Origin of the sequence: Marinobacterium mangrovicola (assembly GCF_004339595.1) — a bacterium.
Lineage (GTDB): Bacteria > Pseudomonadota > Gammaproteobacteria > Pseudomonadales > Balneatricaceae > Marinobacterium_D > Marinobacterium_D mangrovicola.
The window spans coordinates 672813-694097 of sequence record NZ_SMFU01000007.1 but is presented as its reverse complement, the minus strand read 5'-3'; the positions used below and the strand labels follow the sequence as shown (position 1 = coordinate 694097).

Annotated in this window: 20 protein-coding genes; 5 read left to right on the top strand and 15 right to left on the bottom strand. The window is 54.9% G+C overall.

Going from position 1 to position 21285, the window contains the following annotated elements; all coding sequences use genetic code 11:
- The first annotated feature begins 62 nt into the window (after positions 1-62).
- Positions 63-1661, top strand: a complete 1599-nt coding sequence (locus tag CLV83_RS04150) for a sensor domain-containing diguanylate cyclase (protein ID WP_132287913.1) — start codon at positions 63-65, stop codon at positions 1659-1661.
- Between the two features lie 39 nt (positions 1662-1700).
- On the opposite strand, the gene CLV83_RS04145 is transcribed toward CLV83_RS04150, so the two are convergent.
- From CLV83_RS04145 to CLV83_RS04135, 3 genes are all read right to left on the bottom strand, one after another.
- Positions 1701-2579: an EamA family transporter gene (locus CLV83_RS04145; protein ID WP_132287909.1), complete on the bottom strand. Its 879-nt coding sequence runs from the start codon at positions 2577-2579 to the stop codon at positions 1701-1703.
- A 334-nt stretch (positions 2580-2913) separates the two neighbouring features.
- The gene (locus tag CLV83_RS04140) at positions 2914-3141 is read right to left on the bottom strand and encodes a hypothetical protein (RefSeq protein ID WP_132287906.1); all 228 of its coding nucleotides are present in this window, start codon (positions 3139-3141) and stop codon (positions 2914-2916) included.
- Positions 3142-3373: 232 nt separating this feature from the next.
- Entirely contained in the window at positions 3374-4273 is a 900-nt protein-coding gene (locus tag CLV83_RS04135; protein WP_132287903.1) for a LysR family transcriptional regulator, read from the bottom strand.
- A 157-nt stretch (positions 4274-4430) separates the two neighbouring features.
- Here CLV83_RS04135 and trpB point away from each other — a divergent pair, with 157 nt between their 5' ends.
- The 3 genes from trpB to CLV83_RS04120 all read left to right on the top strand — a co-directional run bounded on the left by trpB (position 4431) and on the right by CLV83_RS04120 (position 8113).
- The gene (gene trpB / locus CLV83_RS04130) at positions 4431-5660 is read left to right on the top strand and encodes a tryptophan synthase subunit beta (RefSeq protein WP_132287901.1); all 1230 of its coding nucleotides are present in this window, start codon (positions 4431-4433) and stop codon (positions 5658-5660) included.
- A 12-nt stretch (positions 5661-5672) separates the two neighbouring features.
- Positions 5673-6512 (top strand): tryptophan synthase subunit alpha, encoded by an 840-nt coding sequence (gene trpA, locus CLV83_RS04125; RefSeq protein ID WP_132287899.1) that lies wholly within the window; start codon positions 5673-5675, stop codon positions 6510-6512.
- Positions 6513-6706: 194 nt separating this feature from the next.
- On the top strand, positions 6707-8113 hold the full coding sequence (locus tag CLV83_RS04120; RefSeq protein WP_132287896.1) for an SPFH domain-containing protein: 1407 nt from the start codon (positions 6707-6709) through the stop codon (positions 8111-8113).
- 100 nt (positions 8114-8213) lie between these two features.
- Here CLV83_RS04120 and CLV83_RS04115 read toward each other — a convergent pair whose 3' ends face one another.
- From CLV83_RS04115 to CLV83_RS04085, 7 genes are all read right to left on the bottom strand, one after another.
- Positions 8214-8558, bottom strand: coding sequence for a CPCC family cysteine-rich protein (locus CLV83_RS04115; protein ID WP_165900230.1), 345 nt, complete (start codon positions 8556-8558; stop codon positions 8214-8216).
- Between the two features lie 53 nt (positions 8559-8611).
- On the bottom strand, positions 8612-9721 hold the full coding sequence (locus CLV83_RS04110) for a glycerol dehydrogenase (RefSeq protein ID WP_132287893.1): 1110 nt from the start codon (positions 9719-9721) through the stop codon (positions 8612-8614).
- 272 nt (positions 9722-9993) lie between these two features.
- Complete coding sequence (locus CLV83_RS04105; RefSeq protein WP_132287890.1) at positions 9994-11043, bottom strand: adenylate/guanylate cyclase domain-containing protein; 1050 nt, start codon at positions 11041-11043, stop codon at positions 9994-9996.
- Between the two features lie 10 nt (positions 11044-11053).
- On the bottom strand, positions 11054-11416 hold the full coding sequence (locus CLV83_RS04100) for a group I truncated hemoglobin (RefSeq protein ID WP_132287887.1): 363 nt from the start codon (positions 11414-11416) through the stop codon (positions 11054-11056).
- Positions 11417-11704: 288 nt separating this feature from the next.
- Entirely contained in the window at positions 11705-12010 is a 306-nt protein-coding gene (locus CLV83_RS04095; protein ID WP_132287884.1) for an MTH1187 family thiamine-binding protein, read from the bottom strand.
- A 122-nt stretch (positions 12011-12132) separates the two neighbouring features.
- On the bottom strand, positions 12133-13086 hold the full coding sequence (locus CLV83_RS04090) for a cupin-like domain-containing protein (protein ID WP_132287881.1): 954 nt from the start codon (positions 13084-13086) through the stop codon (positions 12133-12135).
- A gap of 263 nt (positions 13087-13349) precedes the next feature.
- Positions 13350-14273: a LysR family transcriptional regulator gene (locus CLV83_RS04085; protein ID WP_132287878.1), complete on the bottom strand. Its 924-nt coding sequence runs from the start codon at positions 14271-14273 to the stop codon at positions 13350-13352.
- Positions 14274-14451: 178 nt separating this feature from the next.
- On the opposite strand from CLV83_RS04085, the gene CLV83_RS04080 reads away from it, so the two are divergent.
- A complete protein-coding gene (locus CLV83_RS04080; RefSeq protein ID WP_243642271.1) occupies positions 14452-15306 on the top strand; it encodes a DMT family transporter in 855 nt (284 codons plus the stop codon).
- 7 nt (positions 15307-15313) lie between these two features.
- Here CLV83_RS04080 and CLV83_RS04075 read toward each other — a convergent pair whose 3' ends face one another.
- The 5 genes from CLV83_RS04075 to CLV83_RS04055 all read right to left on the bottom strand — a co-directional run bounded on the left by CLV83_RS04075 (position 15314) and on the right by CLV83_RS04055 (position 21280).
- Entirely contained in the window at positions 15314-16846 is a 1533-nt protein-coding gene (locus CLV83_RS04075) for a GGDEF domain-containing protein (RefSeq protein ID WP_132287872.1), read from the bottom strand.
- Between the two features lie 232 nt (positions 16847-17078).
- Positions 17079-18092 carry a zinc-dependent alcohol dehydrogenase family protein gene (locus tag CLV83_RS04070; RefSeq protein ID WP_132287869.1) on the bottom strand — a complete coding sequence of 338 codons (1014 nt, stop codon included), beginning with the start codon at positions 18090-18092 and terminating at the stop codon, positions 17079-17081.
- A 176-nt stretch (positions 18093-18268) separates the two neighbouring features.
- On the bottom strand, positions 18269-19108 hold the full coding sequence (locus CLV83_RS04065) for an ATP adenylyltransferase family protein (protein WP_132287866.1): 840 nt from the start codon (positions 19106-19108) through the stop codon (positions 18269-18271).
- Positions 19101-19892 carry an ion transporter gene (locus tag CLV83_RS04060; RefSeq protein ID WP_243642270.1) on the bottom strand — a complete coding sequence of 264 codons (792 nt, stop codon included), beginning with the start codon at positions 19890-19892 and terminating at the stop codon, positions 19101-19103. Before CLV83_RS04060 ends, CLV83_RS04065 begins: the two co-directional genes overlap by 8 nt.
- A 104-nt stretch (positions 19893-19996) precedes the next feature.
- A complete protein-coding gene (locus CLV83_RS04055; protein ID WP_132287863.1) occupies positions 19997-21280 on the bottom strand; it encodes a permease in 1284 nt (427 codons plus the stop codon).
- Between the last annotated feature and the right edge of the window lie 5 nt (positions 21281-21285).

The window sequence follows — 21285 nt, the reverse complement described above, 5'->3', positions numbered from 1 at the left end:
CCCTCATGTACAGCGCCAAAACTTCAGTCCGTCGAGAGCGGCGAAACGCAAAGCCCTAATTTATGACCCAGCACCGCGCGCGCTTTGAATGGATCACTCTGCTCGCCAGCCTTGCGCTGCTCGGGGTCTATATCGTCTGGACCATCATTGAACGGCATGCGTCAACCAATGAGCAGGAGCAGCAACGGCTGACCGCTCAGGCCGAAATCGTCAACAGCTACCTGACGGAGCAACTCAGCTCCATCTATCGCGTTCTGGAGCTAGTCAGACGCAATCTGCCCGAGTGGCGAGAGAGCGAAGAGGCACTGGAACATGCTAATATCGAGTTTCAGCACCACATCGAGACGCTAACCGGTATACGCACCCTCTTGGCTCTGGACCAGAGCGGTGATGTCATCGCCTCAAGCAGAGTCTCTCTGCTGCATCAGAACTTCAGTCAACGCGAGTATTTTCAGGTCGCCCTTAAGGACCCATCCACGGAAACGCTTCACATGGCCAAGCCATTTCTGGCGGTGACCGATCATTGGGTAATGACCTTTAGCCTTCGTGTCGTCGATAAGAACGGCAACTTTGACGGCATGGTTATCGCCTCCATCGATCCGGAAAGATTTCGCAACACACTGAACGCGGTCAACTATGCACCGGATATGTGGTCCGCCCTCGCCCACGGGAGTGGCACCCAGTTACTGATGGAGCCATTCAGGGAGGGACAGCAAGGCATGAACCTGGCTCAACCGGGATCGTTCTTTTCCCGTCATATCGAAAGCGGCCAGGAAAAAAATCTATTGAGCGGCAGAGTTTATGCCACCGGTGAAGAACGGATCATGGCGCTGCGGACCATCCAGCCAGCCGACCTGCACCTGGATGCACCCATTATTCTCGCCGTGGGTCGCGATCTTGACCGGGTATTCGCCGACTGGTGGGACTTTACCCTCTCACGGGGGCTGATCTTTATGCTGCTCTGCGTTTCATCCAGCTTTTTGATGTTCAGGCTGCAAAGCGCCCAACGTGCCCGTTACACAAGTGAAGTCGCCGCCTCAGCGCTTATCAAAGAGAAGAATGCCCAACTGGAACAGCTCAATGCCGAACTGACATTGCTCGCCCTTAACGATGGCCTGACCGGTATAGCCAACCGGCGCAGTTTTGACGAAGTATTCATCAAGGAATGGAAGCGCTGCCAGCGTGAGGCCAGCCCATTGACGCTTATGCTGGTCGATATCGACTACTTCAAGCCATTCAACGACCACTACGGTCACCTTGAGGGCGACGAATGTATCCGCGAGGTCGCTGCTCAGCTCAGGAAGTCGTTAACCAGAGCCTCTGATTTCGTCGCCCGCTATGGAGGTGAGGAGTTCGCCTGCCTGGTGCCGAAATGCGATTTCGAAACCGCCACTCAGCTCGCCGAGAAGCTACGTCAGTCCGTAGAAAATCTGGCTATTCCACACAGCCATTCACAGGTATCGACCAGCGTCACCATCAGCGTCGGTTATGCCGTTTGTGTGCCTGACCAAAGCCCCCCAACCGCATTGATCGCCAAAGCCGATGAGTGCCTCTATTACGCTAAAGCGGGTGGCCGCAACCAGGCGATGGGCTGCGACTGTGCCACCAACACCGAGCCAGCAGCGGCCGCACCGCTGGATACCGAGCAAACGTTAAAGTGACTCTTACCTCAAAATCAAGCCTCAGAATCACGCCCAGCATCAGGCCAGAATAACGCAGAGCGCTCCGAGCACAATCAATCCGAGACCGAGCAGATCCCGACGCCCGAGTTTGTCCTTGAACCAGGTTGCCGATATGGCCAGGGTAAACAGCACTTCGACCTGACCCAGGGTTTTCACCAGCGCGACGCTCTCCAGGCTCATGGCGGTAAACCAACCCAGCGAGCCAAGGCAGCTGATCAGGCTGGTCAGCATCACAATCTTCGGTCTGCGCCAGAGCTCAAGCAGTGTCGCCGGTTCACGGACCGCCAGCCATACCAGCAGCATCAACGTCTGCAGACTGATCACCCAAAGCAGCACCCAGGCGGCGCTGTGCGGGAAGCTCAGATCGAGCATCAATGAGGCTTCGCGCACCCAGAGGGTGGTCATCGCAAAACCCAGACCGCTACCAAGCCCCGTCATCACCGTTTTCAGCGGCAGTTCGCGAATAGCGCCGGTATTACCCATCAACCAGATCGCAACACCGCCGATCACAACACCGGCCCAGCCCAGGGGGGAAAGCGGCGCCGCAAAAAATAATGCGCCCAGGGTTGCCGCAATCACCGCTTCACTTTTCGCAAGCCCAACGCCGATGGCGTAATTACGCAGACGAAACAGCACCACCATCAGCGCGGTAGCAATAATCTGAGACACCGCTGCGGCAGCCACGGTCAGCACGAAGCCTGTATCGAAACGAGGTACCGCCACCGGATCGAAATGGTAGAGCAGTAGCAGGTAAGCCGCAGCTACCGGGCTCGCCCAGAGAAACCGCGCCAGCGTCACTCCCGCGGTACTGATCTCTTTACTGAGACGGCTTTGGATGGCATTACGCATCGACTGCATAAACGCGGCGAACAGGGTAAAGGGGATCCAGAGGCCCATCGGATTAATGTCCTTGATCAGGTATGAAAGACGGAGAGGCCGAACGAATGGCTATTCTTGTACTTGGGTGATCCGGCTGGAGGGGCTAAACAGACGACCGGAGGACCTGGGTAACGCTGGCTCTATCAATGTGGAACCACTCTAGGCCAGGGTTATAAACAACACAAATTCATATTTTTCGTGTTATTAATTCCAAGAAAGAATACTAAAACTAACGCAATCTATCTGTTTCTGAAACACAGCTGTTCAGGGAGTTCGTTTATCTCAGTAGCCAAAGCGGCCAGAACTGCTGGCGCGCAGCCTGTCGCCGCTTTGGACTGATCTTTTTGGTTTGTTACCAGTTGGTGTGATTAATCGTCCAAATATAGTCACGCTCACCACTGCTGAGCTTTCTGTCGGACTGATTACCGCTTTCAGCGGTGTAATTTTCTGCTTTATGCATGGATTCTTGCGTTGCCTTCAGCCCAGTATCGATACATTCGTCACTGGCAGCCTGGGCCTGTACAACACCAAAGAGCCCAATCAATACAGCAGAAAAAGCGATACGTTTAATACTGTTCATGATCGCTCCCTCTATTTCGTCACCATCTCTTTGGGCACCTGGAAGCGCCAGCAAAGAAAGGATCGAACAACGAAGCGAGTAGCAGTTATCCGCTTTAAGTCTAGTCGACTTGCGGATCACCGCTGCCTCAGTCGGGATCAAAAGATGCTGAGGCGCTTTCCGTGTCTGTAACAGTAGATCAGCCCCTGGCTGTTGAGACGCCGCAAGCAATCAATTACTTAATCACAACTCATCATTTTAAGCGCAACTCATCATTCAGCCAGCTAACCAACTGCTTTACACCGGCCGAGAGCTCACCCTGTGGCAACCAGAGCCCCAGCCGCGCCGGGGTCTCGATAAATCCCCAGGGGGCGATCAGCCGCCCGGTCCGGAGATCTTCCTCCACCAGATAGGCAGGCGCGATAGCCACGCCCAAACCCACCAGCGCCGCTTCCAGCATGTAGTTCAGATGATCGAAAGATTTATCGTCGCTGCGCTCGGCACGATCCAACCCCTTATCCTGCAGCCAGAGCGGCCAGGCCTGCTGACGGGAGCGGGTATGCAGCAACGGTAGTTCGGTGAGAAGCTCTGGCGCGAGCCTATCGGACTCAGACTGAAACTCCGGCGGCAACAGATCAGGCCTTAACACCGGCCCCATTCGCTCCGGTGCGAGATCGATCACCTGCGCCCCCTTGGGCCAGGGCGGCTCCGCGAAGCGTAGCGCCAGGTTAACCTGCGCCGGCAGTGGCCAACCCAGGTCATCGCTGGCGGTTAAATGAAGCTTAAGATCCGGACACTGACGCTGCATCCGGTCCAGGCGGGGAATAAACCAGCGCGCCAGGAAACTACCCGAGCAGCCCAGCACCAGCGGCGCATCCACTGCGGCCTTTTTCAGCTGGTCACAGGTCTGCACCAGCTGATCGAACACCTGTGAGGTTGTTGCACGCAGCTGCTCACCTTCGGTGGTCAACGCCAGTCCCCGCCCCTCGCGCCGGAACAGGCTGATGCCGAGTTGCTCCTCAAGCTGACGGATCTGGCGACTTACGGCACCGTGAGTCACGCTAAGCTGCTCAGCAGCACGGGATACACTGAGAGTACGTGCGGCTTCATCAAAAGCACGCAGGGCGTTCAGCGAGGGAAGGGATTGGGACACGACAGATCAACCTGTTAGATTTTCTCACAGGTTAGCGCAAAATAATCGATTTTCACAGACGGGGAATTTTCCTATTCTTGCCCCATCAAAAGACGCAGCCCCTGCGAAAACGATGCAGCCCTCTGCGAATAGGCGCCTGCGAAAAGGAGTTAGCACCATGACTATCCAGACAACAAATTCCAGCACGCCGGAGATCGGCCCGGACGCACGCGGCTTCTTCGGACGTTTTGGCGGCCGCTTCGTCGCTGAAACCCTGATGCCGCTGATTCTCGACCTGCAGAAAGAGTACGAGAAAGCGAAAAACGACCCCGAGTTCTATGCCGAGCTTGAAGCGCTGCAGAAAGACTACGTGGGCCGCGCCAGCCCGCTCTACTTCGCCGAACGCCTGACCGAAGAACTGGGCGGCGCGAAGATCTTCCTCAAACGCGAAGACCTGATGCACACCGGCGCTCACAAGATCAACAACTGCCTGGGCCAGATCCTGCTGGCCAAGCGCATGGGCAAAAAACGCATCATCGCGGAAACCGGCGCCGGCATGCACGGTGTCGCCACCGCCACCGTGGCCGCCCGTTTCGGCCTGGAGTGCGTGGTCTACATGGGCAGCACCGATATCGACCGTCAGCAGCCGAACGTGCATCGCATGAAGTTGCTCGGCGCCAAGGTGATTCCGGTCACCAGCGGTACCGGTACCCTGAAAGATGCCATGAACGACGCACTGCGTGACTGGGTCACCAACGTGGATTCCACCTTCTACATCATCGGCACCGTGGCCGGCCCGCACCCCTACCCGGAGATGGTGCGTGACTTCCAGTCCGTTATCGGCCGTGAAGTGCGTGAACAGATCCTGGAGAAGGAAGGTCGTCTGCCGGACTCTCTGGTGGCCTGCATCGGTGGCGGCTCCAACGCCATGGGCCTGTTCCACCCGTTCATCAAGGATGAGTCCGTGCGCCTGATCGGCGTTGAAGCCGCCGGTTACGGTATCGACACCGGCAAGCACGCGGCCAGCCTCAAGGGCGGCACACCGGGCGTACTGCACGGCAACCGCACCTTCCTGCTGCAGTCGGAAGATGGCCAGATTCAGGATGCGCACTCTATCTCCGCCGGCCTCGACTACCCGGGCATCGGCCCCGAGCACGCCTGGTTGCATGAAGTCGGTCGCGGCGAATATGTCTCCGCCACCGATGATGAAGCACTTGAAGCGTTCCAGATTACCTGCCGCCTGGAAGGTATTATCCCGGCGCTGGAGTCCTCCCATGCGATCGCTTACGCCATCAAGCTGGCGCCGACTCTGCCCAAGGATCACCTGATGGTGATCAACCTGAGCGGCCGTGGCGACAAGGACATGGCCACCGTTACCGCACACCTGGCCGATCAGCTCGAAGACTGAAGGAGAGAGATAATGACTAGTACAACCCCGATCCAGGGTAACAACCAGGGCCGTATCTCCCGCCGTTTTGCCGAACTGAAGCAGCAGAACCGAGCAGGTCTCGTCACCTTTATCAGCGCCGGCGACCCGGATTACGATACCGGCCTTAACAACCTGATCGCCCTGTCCGAAGCCGGTGCCGATGTGATCGAGTTGGGCATGCCGTTCACCGATCCCATGGCCGATGGCGCGTCGATCCAGAAGTCTTCCCTGCGCGCACTGACCGCTGGCCAGAATATGCAGAAAACCCTGCAGATGGTCCGCGAGCTGCGTAAGAAAGATCAGGACACCCCGCTGGTGCTGATGGGATACTACAATCCGATCTACTGCATGGGTGTAGACACCTTCCTGGCCCAGGCTGCCGAAGCGGGCGTTGACGGCCTGATTGTGGTGGATCTGCCGCCGGAGCATGACGACGAGCTGTGCGTGCCTGCCCAGAAACACGGCATCAACTTCATCCGCCTGGCGACCCCGACCACCGACGCCAAGCGTCTGCCGATGGTGCTGGAAAACACCTCCGGCTTTCTCTACTACGTTTCCAGCACCGGCGTTACCGGCGCTGCGGCTCCGACCCCGGAGAAAGTTGAAGGTGAAGTCAGCGCGATCCGTGCCCACACCGATATTCCGATCGCGGTCGGCTTCGGTATCCGCACCCCGGAACAGGCAGAACGGATCGCCAAGTTCGCTGACGCCGTGGTCGTAGGCTCCGCCCTCACCGACTGTGTCGAAAACGCGGCATCACCGGCCGAAGGTACAGAAGCGATTGCAGAGCTGACACGCTCCCTGGCCAAGTCGATCCGCGAGGCACGCTAACAGCAGCTCGCGCCGCCACCGATAAAAAAGCAGCCTTTCACGGCTGCTTTTTTGTTTTGATCTGCAGTTTGCTTTGCCTGATTAATCTCTCGCACTGGCTAACGCTTATTAAAACAACTGTCTGAATCCATGGAAATTGTTTCCCAAACTGTGTATTTTCGCCGCGCCAAAGGAAGTACAACAGGAAATAAAACATGGACCAGTCTGATAAAAAACCGCTCCCTCCCCTCTTAAGCTCTCTGCTTGGCAATCTGAAGCAGTATTCTCTCGGCATCATCGGCGCTTGCGCCGCACTGCTGATCGGGATGTCATCCTTCTTTACCACGGAACTGGGCTACACCTACGTGGTGCAGGACACCCTGTTCGGTTCTATCCGTGTGTATACCGAGCCCGGTGTGCACTTCAAGGTACCGATGTTCTCCAACGTCTACACCTATAACCAGGCGATGACGCTGAACTTCGGCAACCAGGAAAACGGCGAAGTTATCCGCGCGACCCGTCAGCTTAACGATGTTGAAGTGCAGTTTGCCGATACCTATACCGCCAGCATCCCGGCCACCTTTCGCTTTAAGCTCTCGGCCGATCCCGACAAGATCATTGCCATGCACCGGGAATTTCGCAGCTACGACAACCTGATCGATTCACTGCTAATCAAGAACGCCAAGAACGTCACCGTGGTCACGGCTACCCAGTACACCGGCGAAGAGTTCTTCCAGGGCGGGCTTAACAAGTTCAAGGTCCAACTGGAAGATCAGCTCCAGTTCGGTCTCTACCAGACCGAGCGCCGTCAGGTGGAAGTGGAACAGACCGATCTCGCTGCCGTCTCATCCGAGAACGACGATGCCGACCGTCTTGAGCGCAAAGTACAGCTGGTCTGGAAAAACATCATCCTGCAGGACAAATCCGGTCAGGCGATGCGCCTCGCCAACCCGCTGGACTCCTACGGTATCCAGGTACGCCAGGTTACTATCGGTCGGCCGTTCCCGGAGAAGCGCCTTGATGAGCTGCTGGTGAAGAAGAAGGATCTGGTGGCCAAACGTATCACCGCGATTCAGGCTCAGGAGACCGCCCGCGCCGAGGCGAAGACCGCTCAGCTGGAAAAGGAGATCGAAAAGGCCCGTGCCATCCAGGACGCCCAGCGCGCCAAGGAGCTGGCGATCATCTCCAAGCAGAAAGAGGTTGAGATGGAGCGCCAGCAGGCGGAACTGGAACAGGTGCGTAAGGAGAAGGAGCAGGCGGTCGCGGTGCTCGAGAAAGAGACCCAGCTCGAGGTCGCCACCGCCGAGCGCGATATCCAGAAAGCCAACGCGGAAGCCGCTACTTACGCAGCCAAGGCGATTCGCGAAAAAGGGCTGGCGGAAGCAGAAGTGGCCAAGGCGCATCTGCTCGCGAAACAGGCCGCCAAGGATATCTATATGGCAGAGATCCAGCGCGATATCGCCGATGTCATGTACCCGGCACTTAAAGAAACCCAGATCAAGATGCCGGAATACTACGTGGGTGATGGCAGCGCCACCCCCGTGAACAGCCTTGATGTGTTCACCAGCCTGGGCGCCATGGACCAGCTGAAAAAGAATATGACTGCCGCGCCGGCTAACTGAACTGAGCCCTCTGCCAGTCATCAACCGGCAATAAAAAGGCTCCTCGATTGAGGAGCCTTTTTGTTAAGCAATGACAGCAGACTATGGCATCAAAACAGGGTCAGTCGCCGCCCTGTTGATCGGATTTAACGACCCAGCCACTCTCAAGATCATACTCCAGCCGGTAGTGCCTTAGATCGATATCCTCCGCAGTCGCCGCACGCACGTGGGGTGCGTCCTTGAGATCACTGACGCCATGGCGCTGAAAATTAATTCGCCCATCCTCAAGGGTTACGCCGTTGGGACCACCCCGATATTCAATAGGGGTGTCGTCATCCTCACCATCGTCCTCCCAGAAGCAGATCGAGCAGATATCATAGCGACATGCCCGTCTAAGGGTTGCGTATCCGCAGCAGGGACAGGCATACAATCCGTTTTCAGCCTGTTCTCTATCGATACTATTCATAGATCCGCCCCTTCGATCTGCAACTTTCGTTCAGGCCTCACCGACCAGGTTGTTTAACCCTCAGCCTTGTAGCGCTGCGCCATAGCGTTGGCTGCAATCATGGCGTTGTACACGTCAGCCTCGGATACCTCTTTCGGCATATTACCCATGGTGTCGCCCTCTGCACAGGCGATGCTCGCGACGGTACGCCATTCGGCCTCGACAAAGGATGTAAGTCCCATATCCTCAAGCGTCAGCGGCAGGCCTACGGTTTTAATGATACGAATAACCTCGTCGATCTCCTCTTTGGGTGCGTTTTCCAGCACCAACTGGGTCAGCAGCCCGAAGGTCACCTTTTCGCCGTGCTGCACATGGTGCAGATCCGGCACCGCAGACATCCCGTTGTTAACCGCATGGGCTGCGGCCAGGCCACCCGCTTCAGCGCCCACGCCGCTCAGGTAGATAGTCGCTTCGATAGTCTGTTCGAGTGCCGGTGTGCAGATCTTGTTATTCACGGCATCCATCGCCGCGGCGACGTTTTCGCAGAGCAGTTCATAGCAAAGCTTGGCCAGACCCAGACCGGTTCGGGAAGGCTTTTTAAGCACCAGGTTGATCCCATCCGAGGCGTAGCAGGCACGCGCTTCAAAGTAGGTTGCCAGGGCATCGCCTACGCCGGCGGCAAAGAAGCGCGCCGGCGCCGCGGCCAGGATATCGGTATCGGCGATCACTGCGTCCGGGTTCTGCGGCAGGAACAGGTAGCGATCAAACTCGCCGTTGTCCTTGTAGATCACCGACAGCGCAGTACAGGGTGCATCGGTGGAGGCGATGGTCGGATACAGCACCACGGCCAATTTGTTGTAGTAGGCCACAGCCTTGGCGGTATCCAGAGTTTTACCACCGCCAATCCCAACAACCACATTGGCCTGCTGCGCCTTGGCTAGCTCACCGATGCGATTGATTTCAGTATCCGTGCATTCGTATTGAAACTTCTCGACCTTGGCATGGATACCCGCCGCTTCCAGCGCCGGCGTCGCCTGGGTCGCGACGCGATCAAGAATGAACTCGTCGGTGATAATCAGGGCGTTATCACCAAAGGCGGAAACGTAATCCGCCATGTTGGCCAGCAATCCTGTACCGATGATGAATTTTTTCGGGGATGTGACGGTGCGCTCGGTCAGCGGCATGGAAAACTCCTTCTCATTGGTATGTCCGGATTTTTTATCCGTAGCGGTAATCCGTGTCCGCCATTGTGACAACAACGAGAAGAAGAAATTGCGCGTTAGATCAATGAATTACCCGAATTTCGTCGAAGGCCGTGTAGTTGCCTCGCCAACGGCAAAAGTGGTTAACAGATGCTTGCTCAGCAAGCCAAGGGTAAACACCAACAGCGCTTATTAAGACAGAGGGAACCTAAAGCAGAGCAGATAACGAAAACCCGGATTACTGGAATCGTAGATCACCGGTAGTGCTGTCTTGCTTCCTCCTCCAGGAAATACAGCGTCATCGGACCAAAACCCTTAATCTCCGCCTCGCCCCGCTCTGTGCAGATGAAGTCATCCTTCAACAGTTCATAGGTGGCCTGGTTCAGCGTAATCCGCATCGGTTCGGAGTGGCTCTCCATCCGCGCTGCCAGGTTTACGCCGGGGCCAAACAGGTCGTAGACATACTTCTGGATACCTACCAGCGAGCCGATGACCGGCCCAGTGTTGATGCCGATCCGCCCGCGCCACTGGTTGCTGTGTGCCGAGTTTCGTTTTTCCAGATAGCGACGCATACGTAGAGCCACACGGGCAATATTAGCCGTGTCTTCACCACTTTCCTCGGGCACGCCGGACACCGCCATGTAGGAGTCACCAATAGTACGTATACGCTCGCAACCGAACATTTCGACAATGCGATCAAAGGCTGAAAAGATATCGTTGAGCTCGGAGACCAGTGCGCTGGCATCGTGAGAAATCTGCATATCGGTAAAGCGGACGAAGTCGAGCATCAGAATAGCGGCGTTTTCAAAGTGCTGCGGCGTGGTCGTTCCGTAGTTCTTCAGCTCTTCGTAAACCTGCTTTGGCATCACGTTAAGCAGCAAACGTTCTACCCTGTCCTTTTCACGCTCCAGCGCTTTGGCGTTCTTCTCTGCCAGGCGTGAGTAGGAATCCAGCATGTACTGGCTCTCTTTCTCCTTGGATATATCACGGGCTTCGACCAAGGTGCGCGCTTGGCCCTGGTACTCCACCTGGTGCATTTCAATCCGAACAGGAGTCGCGCGTCCTTTTATCTGCACATCCACCTCCAGACGATAGCTGCCCCGGGCCTGCAGCCGCTGCTTCGCCTTCTCCAGCTCAAGAGACGGCACCCTGTCGCTAAAGTCACCTTGCTCCTGGGCCGGCGGTGGAAACCAGTCAAAGAAGCAGGCATTCTCGAAACAGATAGTGTTTTGCTCTATATCAACGAGCGCAACGGCCAGATGGATCTGCTGTAAAAGAGCGCGGGTATCGATCGACTTATCCATCGGCCGAGCCTCAGGCTTGGGTCACTATGCAGTGTCGACGGCTGAGCACTTCGCCGATAACACGTGAAATATCACCCTCTTCCAGGTCAAAGTCTTCGAGTGTGAATTTGAGAATTTTTACCGCTTCATCGAAGGATTCGCTATCGATACCCAGACCGGAATGAGCACGAACCAGAGCCTCGTTGGAAAAGCTCGCGGGGCCGCCCATTAACGATGCGATGAACTTGGTTTGATGATCGACCAGACGCCGCATATCGAGGCCGTCGAAAAAGGGACTCAGGCGAGGTGAATCCAGAACTTCATCATAAAAAGCAGAGACAATGCGGCTGACTGTCGCGAAACCTCCGTATTTATCAAACAGGGTTTGCTCCATCTACGGCTCCCTTTCACCCTTTCTGCCAGCGGCTTCTGGTGCCCATTGGGGCTATAGGTGAGGTACACCTCAATATAGTTGCCGCCCCGGCTATGCACAAACAGTCGCCAGGGCATTCATCAGCAAGGGATTGGGAGCATGGGAGTGTATTAAGTATCAGCGGAAGTGCAAAAAGGTCGGGCTGTTGAGCCCTGCACAGTGGCGATAAAAAGAGATCGCCAGCATACGAAACAACCGGCGGGTTAGATGTGTCCGGGTTAGAAAGCTTTCAGTTACTGCTCATGCAGTTCAATCCGCCGAGAGCTTCGTCTCTACACTTTGGATCTTGTCCTGAATAGTCTGCTCCCGGTCGGTCCGGGTACCCAGTCGCATGGAGGAGCTGACACGCGGAGCGCCCATCTCATGAACAACCTCATGACAACGCTTCACTGCCGACATAACCTCATCCCAGTCACCCTCAATGTTGGTACCGTAGGCGTGTAATTGATGTTCAAGCCCCGCCTCCTCCAATACCCGTTGGCAAGCGGTGACATACTCGGATACCGACACACCAACACCCAGGGGTATCACGCAGAGATCGATCATCACTTTCATATAAGCTCCTTGTGAAAGCTCTAGTGTATTTCTAACCTGAAAAGGCCTTTACCTCTGCTTTAATAAGCCTAAAACCCGGGCTATTTCCAAAAAGACAGCAAAGAGGTCAGGATTATCAGGAATCAATAGGGTCTTTTCTTAAGAATAACAAACTTATGTATCGTCGAGTACAGACAAACCGGGAACAAAGCGACAAAGGCCAGCTTTTCGACAAATTGCAAAAACAGTCTTTTCAACCCACGCGCGTGGATATAGCGCTTTGAGAAATTCTTATAGGTTTGTGTTTTATCCAGTCCGAGGCCTTGAAATGAAAACCCCAGATAAAACACACCGCTCAATGTACCCAGAATTTGATCTATACGCTTCGGGTAGAATGCAAAGGTAGCACTCACATTGTGCTCAATGTATTCGATGTAATGCCAGCAATGCTTGGGCATGTATACCATATCGCCCGGGCTCAGGATTACATCATAACAAGTCGCCTTAGCCAGATCGGGATAGTGCCGCTTGGATTTATCGAAAGGCTGCTTGAAATCGACGACACTGTCGCTTTTAAGGGGCGTTTTGTAAATATGACGGCTTTCCGATTCGTCCAACAGCAGCACTCTTTTCTTACCATGAAGGCAAACGTGGAGATTGCTGTTGCGCTCTCTGTCGTAGTGCATTTTCGTCACACTGCCTTTGCCACCAAAGAAGTAAAGCGCCTTCCCAAGCGATGGCTTGAAATATCTCGGTCGGAAAGGGATCTTTCTCCATAAAGGTATTTTATCAACCAGTTTCTCGTTGATATGTTCCGGATACATCTGCCCAAATATTCTTACCGGCTGATCTTCCTTAATCCAGGACAAAACATCCTTAAGCTTAGCACTGGATGACTGAATGATATTCTTATGTTCGTCGTATCGAGTGTAGCTCGTTTTCCCGTTATGCGAATTGATATAATAATCCAAGTCAAAATCGTCAGGAAAATCAGATATCTTTATCAGTAGAGGCGTTTTACTTTTGTAGATTTCACGCTCAAGTTCAGATTCTTCACCATAACGATATTCAATGACTTTTATATCCGCATAATTCATTAATATTTCCAAAAGATATTATATATTTATAGTCTTTCTGTTTATAAACAGATTTTAATAAAAGAACCTAACAGGAAAGCGTGACAAACGATTGCAACAGATCGAAATTATGAGATCTGCCTATTGTTCTCCATGTTCATCAGCCACCTCCCCCCAGCTTTCAACCGGGCAGTTCGATAAATCGCACCGTTCCACGCTTCGTAATGGGCTGATATTGAAGCATTTCCAGCACCGTTACCAGCCGCAAAGGCGATCCTTTTGCATCAGTCTTGTGCCGCCAGATACCCTACACCTTCCATAAAATCGATAAACGCCCGCATCTTCGCCGGCATAAAGCGCATGGGTTGAAACTGCATGTGCATACCACCCTGGAAATGGCTGTGAACTTGGAAGCCATGCAGTACCCGTTCAACTTCGCCGGCTTTCAATGCGTCTTGTACAACAAAGTCCGGGAAGATGCCGATTCCCAGACCCTCTTTTACCGCCCTTAGCCTCATCTCCGAATGGTTGTTGGTGTAGCGACCATTTACCGCGACAGTCTCACGACTTTCCCCGCGGCTCAGTAACCAGTGGTTATCTCTCTCCAGCAGACCCAAAGGGATACAATCGTGCGCCAGCAGATCCCTTGGTTTAGCTGGCGCGCCACGCTCTTTAAGATAAGCGGGAGATGCACAAAGCACTGATTCCACCCTACCGATTACTTTACTGACCAGGTGCTCGTAGGGTTCCGCCGACACGTGAAAGACAATATCCAGGTCCTGCCGGGCCGGATCTAAGCGCTCATCGGTCACCATCAGATGCAGAGACACCGCCGGGTACTCTTTCACGAACGCAATAAAATAAGGCTCCAGCACCTGCTTTGCCAGCGCCTTGGGCACAGCCACGCGCAGGCGCCCTTTTGCCTCAGTGGCATCGCTCTCCGAAACCTGGACCGCTTCCCGGGCGCTGTCGAGCATATTGCGGCACTGCTCATACACAGCCATGCCCACCGACGTTGTGCTTTGACGACGTGTTGTCCTCTCGATAAGTATCACGCCCAGAGCTTTCTCCAGCCGTGACACCTGGCGACTGACTCCGGAGGGTGTAATGCCCATTTTCTCTGCCGCACCGGTAAAGCTACCGGTTTCGACCACGGCAACGAAAGCGGCCATATCCGGCAGCAGTGGCATCAGTGTATTGAGGTCCATCTATTTATGCGCCTGAAGCATTAGTATTTTGCTTTAACACCCTATTATTGATTTCAATCACCGAAGTTAGCATACCGGCCCTACCCTGCGTTAACAGTTTTACGAGGCGGCCATGCGCTCATTTCTATCTACTCCTCTTATCCGCAGCAGTTACAGAGTCCCGCTCCCAGAGCTATCTTTGCTACTCGTCGCGGCGTTCTGGGGCACCAGCTACGGTGTGACTAAAGAGGCGCTGGTCTACACCGGCGTGCTGGCATTTATCGCGATCCGCTTTGGCCTCACTGCGCTAATTCTCCTGCCGCTGCATCTGCAGCAGATTAGAACCGGCAAAGCCAAGGACAGCCTGCGGGCATTGCCTACCGGTCTATTACTGTTATGTATCTTTCTCGCGGAGACTTGGGGAGTATTTCACACAACAGCCACCCGGGCCGCCTTTTTGATTAGTCTATGTGTGTTGATGACCCCGCTGATTCAGGGTCTGGTGGAACGGCGTTGGCCTAAACCTAGGCTTATCGCGTTGGTGGGCATTTCGTTGCTGGGCGTAGGGCTGTTAACGCAAACCGGACTGCCGGTTGAGGAGGGCTCCTGGAATATGAATTCGGGAGACTATCTGATGCTGCTTGCCGCGCTGCTGCGCGCGATTCTGGTGGTAGTGACGAATCTGTTGATACGCGATAGATCCCTCTCACCATTGGCGATCACCAGCTCTCAGTCCTGGGTAGTCACGCTGGGCGCTCTGAGTCTCTTTATTTCGAGCGATCAGCCTGCATCGCAGCTTTTGCCGCTGGACCTATCCTTCTGGTGGGCAGCCGTTTATCTGACTCTGTGCTGTACGCTCTATGCGTTGTTTGCTCAAAACTATGGCTTGAAGCACACCTCGCCTTCGCGAGTCGCCCTGCTGACCGGCTCAGAACCGGCCTTCGGAGCACTGTTTGCGTTTATCTGGCTGGGGGAGTCACTGACGCCGGTTCAGCTGCTAGGAGCCGGCTGTATTTTGCTGTCCACGCTTATCGCCACGTTACAGCGTAAATGAGTGGAGTTCAGCCGAACCTTACCTGATTGCGGCCCTCTCTTTTGGCCATGTAGACGTTGCTGTCCGCACGACCAAAAAGTGTCTCGATGTCATCATCCGGCTGAACCTGAGCAATACCCAGTGAGATGGAAACCTGTACTGGGCTGCCCTGGAAGTTAAAGGGGCTCTGTTCAACCGCCTGACGAATATTTTCCGCCGCCTGACGGGCACTTTCACCATCAGTGGAGGGCAGGATAATCACGAACTCTTCACCACCGATACGGGCAACAAAATCGACACCGCGTAAATTACTGCGCAGAACCCGGGCGATCAGACGCAGCACCTTGTCACCGGCCAGGTGGCCGTATTTATCATTGATCGTTTTGAAGTAATCGAGGTCGGCAACACAGAGAGAAAAAGGTGTGTCATAGCGCTTGAAACGCTCCATCTCTTTCTCCAGCTCCCGCTCATATGCCAGCCGATTGGGTAGCCCTGTAAGCGGGTCGGTCATCGATTTCATATGAGCATCTTCAGCACTTTTGCGGAAGTACTCGGTCTTCATCTCCATCTCATCGATACGGGTCAGAAGCGCTTTACGCTCCTCTTTGAGATCTATCAGATGCTGCTCTTCCGCTACCTTATGCCGATTCATCGCCTTGATAATACCGGCGAGCTGGGTGCTGACCGCCTGCTTCAGCCCGTTGATATCCTGGGCTTTCTGAACGGTGGTGTGAATATGTTTAACATTCTGACGCACGCTCTGATCAAGCAGGTTATTGCGCCGACGCTGCTTCTGGTCGGAGTCGTCGGCGCCATCCATAAAGCTGCGCAGGTAGGTAAGCTGACTGTTTAGACTCTCCAGGTACTCCTGGATATCGGTTTCTAGATTACCGCCACCGATTTTCACCAGCTCAGACACTTCGTTCAAGCACTCTTCCAGGGCGCTGGCATCGGGAGATGATTCCAGCCGCTTGATCAACGAATGCACGCGTGCGGCATGGCTCGACGGCACACTGAGCAGCTGAATCAGATCCAGTAAGCGCGATGCCAGTCGCGCGCTGAGCACGTCACCGCAGGCTGCCAGGTCGTTGCTGTCACTGCTGTTGATATGGACCGGTATCAACTGTTTCTGAATATCCAGCAGCGTGTCGAGCAGGCCGGGGAGCTGGTTGATATTTTCTTCGGCAAGGCTCTGCTTGGCCTGGCTGAGCCTAGTGCCGTATGTATCGCGAATATCCTGTTGCAACAGGAACGCAATCCAATCATCGCAGGGTTGCGTCAGGCGTCCGGCCAGCTTACCTTTGCTCTCCTCTATTCTGCGCACCTGGGTTTGCGTTTTGCGCAGTAGATCCTGAACCGACTCCAGACCACCGCTTTGGAGCTCGGCGGTCACTTTCTTTAACAGCGCATCAAGTACCGGGGATTCGCCATGCGTGATCAGGTCCAGCTGGGCCGCCAGGCTTCTCATCTGTTCAAGAGCCGTCGCGAGTTTCTGTTCGTGCTGTTCTGCTTCCTGTGCCAGCGCGCGATAGCGGGCGCGCCAATCAACTTGTTCAGACATTCAGCAGTTCACTCCTTGGGCTGTGCTGACTTGAATACTCAATAACTCTGCGTCCTGCTGCGGATCCCAGCGGGGTAAGGTACACCCAGTATATAAAAATATTTGAATCTTACCGAGGACAGTTGTTAGCAGAGAAGTGATGAGGCACAAAGAAATACCGGCCTGGCTCAGTCAGGCAAAGGAATGATCATAAAAAACCTGCATCCTCCGGGATACAGGCTTGAATAGTCTTTTACCACTCCAGGCAGATTTTGCCCAGGTGAGCACCGCTAATCTGGTATTCGAATGCGTCGGCGAGCCCGTCCAGCGGGAACACTTTGTCTATCACCGGCTTAACGCCGCTGGCCTCAAGAGCCACCACATATTCCTGCTGCTGCAGCTTACTGCCAACAATCAGCCCCTGCAGACGCACCTGCTTGGCCATCATCAGCGCCGTGGGCACATCACCCTGCAAACCGGTAAGCACGCCGATCAACGAGATCTGACCGCCCACACGCACCGCCTGGATCGACTGCGCCAGGGTCCCCGGCCCACCCAGTTCGATCACATGATCGACACCCTTACCGTTGGTCAACTCCAGCACTTTTTCGGCCCATTCCGGGTTAGTGCGATAGTTAACACCAGCAGTGGCGCCCAGTTCCTTGGCTCTTGCGATTTTCTCATCAGAGGATGAGGTGACGATCACCTTGGCACCATGCATACGTGCAATTTGAATCGCGGCGATGGAGACACCGCCAGTACCCAGCGTCAGGATGGTATCGCCGGCTTTAATCTGACCATCACCGACAAGGGCGCGCCAGGCAGTGAGGCCTGCGGTAGTGATGGTAGCTGCCTCGGCATGGCTCCAGCCCTTGGGTGCATGAGTGAACGCGGACACCGGACGTACTACGTACTCGGCCGCCATACCGTCGATACCATCGCCGGGTGTACCACCGAAATTACCCACATCAGTAAACGCCGGTCCCGCAGCCCACTGAGGGAAGAAGCAGGAAACCACGGAGTCGCCCACCTTGAATTCGGTCACGTCTTCACCCACGGCTTCGACAATGCCGGCGCCATCCGACATCAGCACGCGACCGTCGGCGGCCGGGCTTGCGCCGGTCGCAACAAGATAGTCGTGAAAATTAAGCGAGGAGGCATGCAGGGCCACACGGATCTCACCACGGGCCGGCTGGCCCGGATCCGCAACCTCATCAATAAAAATATTCTGCAAGCCACCGGGGGTGGTCAGCCTGGCTGCTTTCATGTTTCACCTTTAGATTTTGCCGGATGCGTCCATAACACTCTAAGCATTCGGCGATGGGTTCGGCCACAACTTTGCCTGACAGTGATTACCTGCGGCCATAAATCGAACATATCTGTGTAGCGACTCCACTGATCTGACAACAAAAAGATGGCGAAATTCTTCGTGTTAGAAGCCACTCATGTAACCGCGATCAGCGCCTGCATCAGCCCCTCTTTTTTCAAGAGCGCGGCCTGCTTGGTATCTCTGACGAGAATCGCACCGCAAAACGCCAGTGCATTAAAGGAGATCCCCTGGCACTTCTCGTTAGAGCGAGGCACGAGCATCATCCATTCATCGGTCCCGAGAAGGTTGTAGGGCTCATCCTCTCCAAGATCCAGATAGGTTCGAAGCGCCAGATACGCACCTTCCAGTACCTTACATTTTTTCTTGGTTTCTTTAGGTGGGGATGATGAAAAACGGATCAACCCGTGTCGAAACGACAAGGCAGTGCAACGCTGAGGTGCGTCGGCTGGAATAGCACTGAGCAGCTGCGAAAATGGCAGTGGATTAAACGGTTCCATCGGCAGAGGGATCAGCTGTAGATGCTTGTGCGGTTGGCTGGCGCCGGCCGTCTCTCCACCATTAAAAAACGCCAGTGCCTGCATCTGTGACATGCAATAAGCCAACGCCTCGAAATCACCCGCATTCAGAAGGTCGGTCTGGGACTCGAACTCCCGCGTCACCAGCAGCAGATGGTTATCTACCACATTGAACTTGTTCAGCAGGCAGCGGTGGCGCGGTGCGACTTCTCCCACATAGAGCGCTTCCTCATAGGGCAGAAACGGATCTACCTTGCGCCGCCCCGCCTGATCCAGCCGGCTTTGTGCCTGTTTACGCTTGAGACTGTCCAGCACCCTCAGCAGAAAGCTGACGCCCTGTTCATCGACCCGCTCCGTATGGGTCGGGATCGACTGCAAGGCACCGCTGGCCAGAGCACGGGCACTGACCTGTTTTATTTGTTCAAGCAGATCAGCCATCGCCCTTTCCTTCCGCGTTTTCCTCAGCAACCAGCTGCGCCAGCCGCGCGTCACTCTCTTCACGCCGTACCTGCGAGAGCGCACTGGAGATCAACCCCGTGGGTACGGCTACGATCCCCAATCCCACCATCAATACGAAGAAAGTGAATATGCGCCCTCCCGCTGTGATGGGATAAACATCGCCATAACCCACCGTTGTCAGCGTCACCATCGCCCACCAGAGACTATGCGGGATGGATGCAAATGCTTCCGGCTGGGCAGGATTTTCGAAGTAGTAGATACCGGTAGCCGCCACGAACAGAAGGATCAGCGTCAGCAGCAGATAGATTGCCAGCTCCTCTCGTGCCAGCTGGAACGCGCGATGGAATCGCGCCAGGGTGCGACTATAACGCGCCAGCTTGAGCAGGCGTAGAATACGCAGCAGGCGGAAAGCGCGGACGCCGCGCATATCGATTCCCGCAAGCCCCAACCCAAGCGTGATGTAGAACGGCGCGATAGCGATCAGATCGATAAGGCCCCAGAAACTGAAGATGTAGCGCAAACGCTGAGGCGCCACATACACCCGCAGACCGTACTCAAGCGTGAATATCAGCGTGACGACGATTTCCGAAATGCGCAGAAAGCGAGTCGCCTCTGGTGGAATACCGGGAATGGTATCGATGGTAAGGGTGATGATCGAATAAACAATCAGCCCGATCAGTATCCAGTCCACGATCCGGCCCGGCCCTGACTCGCGCCCATCGAGATAGGTTTTGAGCCTTGCCTTAGCTTCTGCGCTGATCACGAAAACATTCCTGTAAAGCGATACAAGCCGTAAAGAGTGCCAGAGCCGTTGGACGCAGGCAAAACGTAGTACTAGAAAAGCCTTTTTCCGCAAGGTTTAAGCGTTCACTGCACCAGACCCAGCAGTACGCCACCGGCGAGCCACACCAGCGCGATGCACACCATCAGATTGAGCAGACGGTCACCGACCCCTTTGCTGCCATGATCATGGTGATGGTGTTCATGGCTTTCTCCACCCCCATGCTCATGCTCAGAGTGATGGTGATGATGCTCCTGGTTAGACGAAGCCATCGACTTTCGTGCAAACGCCACTAGCATCAACGTCAGCAGTATCGCCACCAGGTTAAGCCAAAAGCCGTAATTGATAACGAAGAAATCGCGCTCAAGAATAGCCTGGCTCTGCTTCGCATCGGGCAGCAGCCCCGCCAGGGAGAAACCGTAGTGCATCAGCAGGGAAACGCAGACGAGGCCCGCAAGCAGAGTAAGCAGGATATATAGCGCCATGGGCCAGCCATAGTAACCGGCATTGATACGCAGCACTGGTAAGACCACCAGATCGGAGAAGATAAACGCCATCACGCCAGCGAAGCTTACCCCATGATCGAACAATAGCGCTGCCAGGGGAATATTCCCCATGGAGCCAATAAAGGTGAAAAACGCCGCTACCGGACCCACCAGGGTCTGAGCAACAACTTCCAGGAAACTGGCATCCGTTGCGACTTCGCGCCCCGAGCCGATAAACAGTGTCTGGAAGAACGCATCAGGCACAAAGGCGGAGATGGCCCCGGCCACCGTAAAGCCGATCAAGACATCCCGCCAGACCATCTGCCACTCCATGACGTAGGTCTGCCCGATCCGCTGCCAACCCGCAGAGGTGGTGATCTTGGTTTTCCAGTCTGGGCCACCCTGCTCTTCATCTGACCCATCGCTACCCACCTTTTCGCGGGCTTTGCGGATTAACTCTTTTGGATTGGTGAGACGGATAAACAGCCAGGCAAAAAGAATCAGCAAGGCACCGCCAAGATATTCGCCAACCACGAACTGCCAGCTGAGGAAAATTGCGATCACAAACCCCAGTTCGATCACCAGGTTGGTAGAGGCCAGCAGGAAAGCGATAGAAGGTACCAGACCGGCCCCTTTCTGGAACAGGGCCCGGGTGGTGGATAGCGCGGCAAAACTGCAGGAACTGGAAATAAAGCCAAACAGCGTACCGAGAGCAACACTGCGCGGACCATCGCTTCCCATCGCTTGCTGCATTCGATACTCAGTGACAAGCACCTGGATAAGGCTGCTGATCAGATAACCGAGAACAAAAGCCCAGAAGGCGCTCCAGAAAAAACCGGTACTGGTTAGCGCCGCATCCTGCCAGTGTTGTAGGAACTCACTCACGTTGT

Bases quoted from the DNA above. Each gene is read 5' to 3' on its own strand.
- CLV83_RS04105 (WP_132287890.1), bottom strand. From the start codon at position 11,043: ATGGATAAGTCGATCGATACCCGCGCTCTTTTACAGCAGATCCATCTG.
- CLV83_RS04065 (WP_132287866.1), bottom strand. From the start codon at position 19,108: ATGGCTGATCTGCTTGAACAAATAAAACAGGTCAGTGCCCGTGCTCTG.
- CLV83_RS04070 (WP_132287869.1), bottom strand. From the start codon at position 18,092: ATGAAAGCAGCCAGGCTGACCACCCCCGGTGGCTTGCAGAATATTTTT.
- CLV83_RS04095 (WP_132287884.1), bottom strand. From the start codon at position 12,010: ATGAAAGTGATGATCGATCTCTGCGTGATACCCCTGGGTGTTGGTGTG.
- trpB (WP_132287901.1), top strand. From the start codon at position 4,431: ATGACTATCCAGACAACAAATTCCAGCACGCCGGAGATCGGCCCGGAC.
- CLV83_RS04090 (WP_132287881.1), bottom strand. From the start codon at position 13,086: ATGAATTATGCGGATATAAAAGTCATTGAATATCGTTATGGTGAAGAA.
- trpA (WP_132287899.1), top strand. From the start codon at position 5,673: ATGACTAGTACAACCCCGATCCAGGGTAACAACCAGGGCCGTATCTCC.
- CLV83_RS04120 (WP_132287896.1), top strand. From the start codon at position 6,707: ATGGACCAGTCTGATAAAAAACCGCTCCCTCCCCTCTTAAGCTCTCTG.
- CLV83_RS04075 (WP_132287872.1), bottom strand. From the start codon at position 16,846: ATGTCTGAACAAGTTGATTGGCGCGCCCGCTATCGCGCGCTGGCACAG.
- CLV83_RS04140 (WP_132287906.1), bottom strand. From the start codon at position 3,141: ATGAACAGTATTAAACGTATCGCTTTTTCTGCTGTATTGATTGGGCTC.
- CLV83_RS04115 (WP_165900230.1), bottom strand. From the start codon at position 8,558: ATGAATAGTATCGATAGAGAACAGGCTGAAAACGGATTGTATGCCTGT.
- CLV83_RS04150 (WP_132287913.1), top strand. From the start codon at position 63: ATGACCCAGCACCGCGCGCGCTTTGAATGGATCACTCTGCTCGCCAGC.
- CLV83_RS04100 (WP_132287887.1), bottom strand. From the start codon at position 11,416: ATGGAGCAAACCCTGTTTGATAAATACGGAGGTTTCGCGACAGTCAGC.
- CLV83_RS04110 (WP_132287893.1), bottom strand. From the start codon at position 9,721: ATGCCGCTGACCGAGCGCACCGTCACATCCCCGAAAAAATTCATCATC.
- CLV83_RS04145 (WP_132287909.1), bottom strand. From the start codon at position 2,579: ATGGGCCTCTGGATCCCCTTTACCCTGTTCGCCGCGTTTATGCAGTCG.
- CLV83_RS04085 (WP_132287878.1), bottom strand. From the start codon at position 14,273: ATGGACCTCAATACACTGATGCCACTGCTGCCGGATATGGCCGCTTTC.